A 5,072-nucleotide genomic window follows, 5' to 3' on the forward strand; every position below is an offset into this window, starting at 1 on the left:
AATTAGGCTATTCGCTGTTCGCCTTTCGCTTTTCGATAATAATTCTATAAACATTTTTTTTCTACCTTTCAAACCTGTATTTAACTTAATTAAAAGCTATATAATAAATATACTTTCTTATATATAATAAAAAAGACTCAGGAATATTCCTGAGTCTATCTATATTTTCTACCTATATAATTCGATGGATTTACAGGTTTATCATATTTTCGCACTTCAAAATGAACGTGCGGACCTGTACTTCTTCCTGTGTTACCAACAGCTGCTATAGTTTTACCTTTATAAACTTTTTGTCCAACCCTTACATATATCTTACTACAGTGCCCATATCTTGTACTAAATCCTCCACCATGATCTATTTCTACTAGATAACCATAGTTCCCTTTCCATCCAGCATAAGTTACTACTCCACCATCTGCTGCTTTAATTGGCGTTCCAGTTCTAGCAGCTAAATCAATACCATAGTGCATACTTCCCCATCTAGGTCCAAATCTCGAAGTAAGAATTCCTGTTGGTAACGGATTAATAAATACACCTGTTCCTTTTTTAGGAGGCGGGTCCTTAGTTCCTTTTACAACTATCTGAGTTTTTGGCTCTGATATTAAAGTCTCTTCTATTACTTCTCTATTAACCTCTATACCATTGTGCTTTTCTACTTCAGCTACAACTACACTTTTACCAAGAACTCCTCTTCTCTTTACTTTGTACTCATCGCTATACATACTAGAGGTATACTCATACTTAGTATCATACTTTACACTTCTTTCGTATTTAACTTTTTCAACTGTAACAACGCTAATAAATGGTTTAGGAACTATAAGACTCAATTCATCTCCTGGATGTATAAGTGTAGGGTCTTTATCAGGATTTGCTTTTACTAAATCTTCATCTGTAAGATTATACTTCCTAGATATGGTCCAAAAACTTTCTCCTTCTTGTACAGTATGTATTCTTTCTTCATCAGTACCTCTACGTAACACATCTACCACTTTTTTGGGGTCTTCTATGTTAGATAAAACAGTTTCTTCTTTAACTATTTTTACATTTTCAACAAACTTTATCTCTTCTATTTTCCGGTTTTCGTCTTTTTTATTTAAATAAGGCTCTTTTAGCTTCTGTAGGACCTCTTTAGCTTCTTTTTCTGTCTTTAACCATGCTAAAATCTTGCCATCGACCTGTATTCCATAACCCACTACATTATAATCTAATTCTGATTTTATATTTCTCTTAAGGTCATCAATAGAAGTCAATTCATTGTCTTCTGCATGGGTGCTTTCGTACTCAGTATTACAGTGTATAGCAACTTCCATATTATAATCATTTTTCAATTCTGTTTGCAACCTTTTAATTATTTCATTAACTTGACTTTTATCTCTTACAATACCTATCTCTTTGTCATCAATTATTACTTTAAATGCTCGAGTATTTATTTCATGCTCTATACTTTTTTTGCCTTGATAAAAAATAAAACCTGTTAAAGCTACTATTAATGCCAATATTATTAACGTTTTCGGTTGAAACTGTTTCATTCTCATTCTTTTAATTGTCCTAGCGACTAACAATTTAATATCATCAAGACTTGGCCCACTCATTATTAAAGCCCCTTTCAATTTAGCCATATGTAAACATTTCCACTAGAAATATTCCTGTAATATACTTTTAACACGTTTGTAACATTTGCCCATCTAAATTATACCATAATTAGCATACCATGCAACAATAAATTCCTAAATACTACTGCATGTCTATGTTATATTTTATTCTAAGTTTTTAATTTTATTCTTATTGATTTATTCTCTACCATTATTCTTTAAACTTTTACTGATAACTATAGGAAAATCTTTTAAATTAAAGCCGTCGATATGATAACAAACTTTATCCTCTAATTTTACCTTCTTAACAATACTACCTGTTACTTTTGGTATATAATCCTTTGGAGTAATTAATTCAACATGATAGTTACTAACATCACTATAAAAAGATTTTTCTACTTTAGTAGAAAAGTCTAGATGCCAACCCTTCTGATTATACATTGCAAGTGTAGGATGCCAATTAGTCACGCTGTAAGTATCTTCAATAAACCCAAATCTACCTTTGCGATTAGGTATTTTAACATTACCTTCAACGTCGATAATTATTTTTTCGTTTATATCTATAGGTTTATTTAAAGATACCATGAGTATAGTTTTATCTTTTCCAATTATTTTATAATCACAGTTTCCCTCATCTACTTTTACACTATTAATATCTATGTAACCGGGATTAAAGCCATTAGGATATATTTCAGACATTTGAGATTGGTGAAAGGTATGATAATCTCTGTATTGGAAAGAATTGGGATATAAATAGAAATAGATTTTTTTGAGCTGTCTTTTTATATTATTAGTAAAAATAATTTCTTGATTTAAATATATCTCTTTATCCACAGGGTTAAATTCTGCTCTAATGATATATTTGTTTATTTGCCCGGATGAGTTTATATTAAATATATATTGGCTATGCTCTCTAGTGTAAATATATACACACAGTGGTAGAAATGTTACTAATAATAAACAAATTGTTTTTAATAACATTTTTTTTAAAATTTTATACATTTATAAACCCCTCACTCTTTTGATATAATTTATATATTGATTTCTTAATATCTTTTATTTCATATATAGTATTAATATATTTGTAGCTATTGAAAATATAACTTAAGTTAATATTATATTATGATATAAAATGTATGATATAATGATTTTAACCCTATACTTTGGAAGGTGAGAATATTGAGTTTTGTTAAGGAAACTACAGAAATAGACCTAGGGGATACTTCCATAGAAAATATATTTATAAATGATTTTATGCCTATGGCCAATGGTACATATGTAAAAGTATATCTTTTAGGTTATAAATACGCTAATGATAAAGACGATAATATAGAGGTAAATAACGAAACCATATCGAAGCATTTAAATATACCTTTATCTGATGTATTAGAAGCATGGGACTTCTGGGAAGAAAAAGGTATTATAAAAAAACATAAAAAAAATAGCGAAAATGATTACGATTATACAGTTGAATTTCTTAACTTAAAACAGCTATACATAAAGAATAATTTTAAACCTATAAACAATAAAGATGAAAATAATCCAGTTAATAATATAGAACAAAACAATACATATACTTGTTCTGTTGAGGATTTAGTTGAAGCAAATAAAGTTCCTAGTATTCAAAAAATGTTTAAATCTATTAGTGATATTATACGAAGACCTTTAGTACCAAATGAAAAGAAAAAAATCCTGGAATGGATGTATAACTATAATATGACCTCTGATGTAATTGTAAGGGCTTACGCTTATTCAGTAGAAAAGAAAAATAAGAAAAATGCTAGTTATGTGGAAGGTATTATCAGAAACTGGTACGATATGAATATAACTAATCTTAAAGCATTAGACGAATACTTCAAAAAACAGGATGAAAAGTTTTATAGATACGAAAGGGTAATGAAGGCCTTAGGCTTTTATAGGCCTGCTAGTGAAGCTGAAATGAAGGCAATAGACGTTTGGTTTAATAAATGGAAGTTTACAATGGATATAGTGCTTAAAGCATGTGAAAATACTAAAAAAACGTCAAATCCTAATATAAACTATATAAATGGTATACTAAAATCATGGTTTGAAAAAGGCATAAAAACAGTAGATGAAATAGAAGAAAAGGATAAAAGCAGGTCTAAGCCCAAATATACTCGAAATGAAAAAAGTACAAAGGTGAGAACTAAGTTTCATAATTTCGATCAAAGAACTTCTAAGTATACAGCCGAAGAACTAGAAAAAATAGTAAGGAAAAGAAATTCAAATTCTTAATCTAATAGCAAGTCAATACCTTCCTTTATAAGGAGGATTTATTATGAATGAAAAAATAATTAGAGAAATTCTAAGAACATATGAAAAAAAACGTGATAAAGCAATACAGGAACAAAAACAAAGACAAAAAGAAGTATATACTAAAGTTCCTAGAATAAAAGAAATTGATGAAGAAATTTCAAAAACAGGATTACTTATATCCAAACAAATCTTATTAAATCCTAATACATATAAAGAAAATGTAGAAAAAATTAAAGCTAAAATGGAAGAACTAAAACGTGAAAAAGCTATCTTAATGACTGAAAATAATATACCTTTGGAATATCTTGATATTAACTATGAATGTAATAAATGCAAAGACACAGGATTTCTTGAGAATGGGAATAAGTGTAGTTGCTTAAAGCAAGAACTTATAAACAGAGCATATGAGATGTCAAATTTAGGACATGTTCTTAGTAAAGAAAACTTTCAAACCTTCAATATAAACATATTTCCTAATGAACCATTTGAAAATGAAGAGCTTACTCCAAGGCAAAATATGATGCAAATATTAAATGTTGCTGAAGGTTTCGTAATTAATTTTAATAATAGTAACGAAGAAAATCTATTGTTTTATGGCTCTACAGGACTAGGTAAAACTTTTATGTGTAACTGTATAGCAAAAGCCTTACTAGATAAAGGTAAGATAGTAATATATCAAACAGCTTTCAAGATACTCGAAATCATAGGAGAGCATAAATTCAATAGAAATAATTCAGATAATACAAAATCTGAATACGATTTGTTATTTGATTGCGACCTGTTAATCATAGATGATTTAGGCACTGAGTTGACAAATTCATTTACTAATACAGAAATATTTAATATAGTAAACTCCAGATTGATAAAAGGTAAAAAAACAATCATATCTACAAATCTTTCTCCTATGGAAATTGCTAATATATACACCGATAGAATATTCTCTAGAATTTTTAGTAAGTTTACAGTACTTAAGTTCTATGGCCCTGATTTAAGATGGGAGGCATAAAAAAGTAGACTTCGTCGATTTGTTAGTTAGTAGTTCGTTGTTAGTAGTTAGTAGCCTTTTAGTCAGCTCTTAGGTCTTAGGAGAGCATCAGAAAGGATATAGAAAAAACCCTAGGTTGTATAGCCTAGGGTTTAACTATGGAGCTGGCGAAGGGACTTGAACCCCCAACCTACTGATTACAAGTCAGTTGCTCTACC

Annotated in this window: 4 protein-coding genes; 2 read left to right on the top strand and 2 right to left on the bottom strand. The window is 29.1% G+C overall.

Going from position 1 to position 5,072, the window contains the following annotated elements; translation table 11 throughout:
* Nucleotides 1–155 precede the first annotated feature (155 nt).
* A complete protein-coding gene (locus L21TH_RS00360; RefSeq protein WP_081627877.1) occupies nucleotides 156–1,619 on the bottom strand; it encodes a M23 family metallopeptidase in 1,464 nt (487 codons plus the stop codon).
* Nucleotides 1,620–1,790: 171 nt separating this feature from the next.
* Nucleotides 1,791–2,594: a gluzincin family metallopeptidase gene (locus tag L21TH_RS00365; protein ID WP_006305740.1), complete on the bottom strand. Its 804-nt coding sequence runs from the start codon at nucleotides 2,592–2,594 to the stop codon at nucleotides 1,791–1,793.
* Between the two features lie 168 nt (nucleotides 2,595–2,762).
* Between L21TH_RS00365 and L21TH_RS00370 the strand changes: the two genes are divergently transcribed.
* Nucleotides 2,763–3,848, top strand: coding sequence for a DnaD domain-containing protein (locus tag L21TH_RS00370; protein ID WP_242826483.1), 1,086 nt, complete (start codon nucleotides 2,763–2,765; stop codon nucleotides 3,846–3,848).
* A gap of 43 nt (nucleotides 3,849–3,891) precedes the next feature.
* Nucleotides 3,892–4,875 carry an ATP-binding protein gene (locus tag L21TH_RS00375; RefSeq protein ID WP_006305744.1) on the top strand — a complete coding sequence of 328 codons (984 nt, stop codon included), beginning with the start codon at nucleotides 3,892–3,894 and terminating at the stop codon, nucleotides 4,873–4,875.
* Nucleotides 4,876–5,072 lie beyond the last annotated feature (197 nt).

Source organism: Caldisalinibacter kiritimatiensis (assembly GCF_000387765.1).
In the GTDB taxonomy this organism is placed as follows: Bacteria; Bacillota; Clostridia; order Tissierellales; family Caldisalinibacteraceae; genus Caldisalinibacter; species Caldisalinibacter kiritimatiensis.

What these genes read in the sequence shown, in the direction of transcription:
- L21TH_RS00360 (WP_081627877.1), bottom strand. Translation starts at nt 1,619, where the DNA reads ATGGCTAAATTGAAAGGGGCTTTAATAATGAGTGGGCCAAGTCTTGAT.
- L21TH_RS00365 (WP_006305740.1), bottom strand. Translation starts at nt 2,594, where the DNA reads ATGTATAAAATTTTAAAAAAAATGTTATTAAAAACAATTTGTTTATTA.
- L21TH_RS00375 (WP_006305744.1), top strand. Translation starts at nt 3,892, where the DNA reads ATGAATGAAAAAATAATTAGAGAAATTCTAAGAACATATGAAAAAAAA.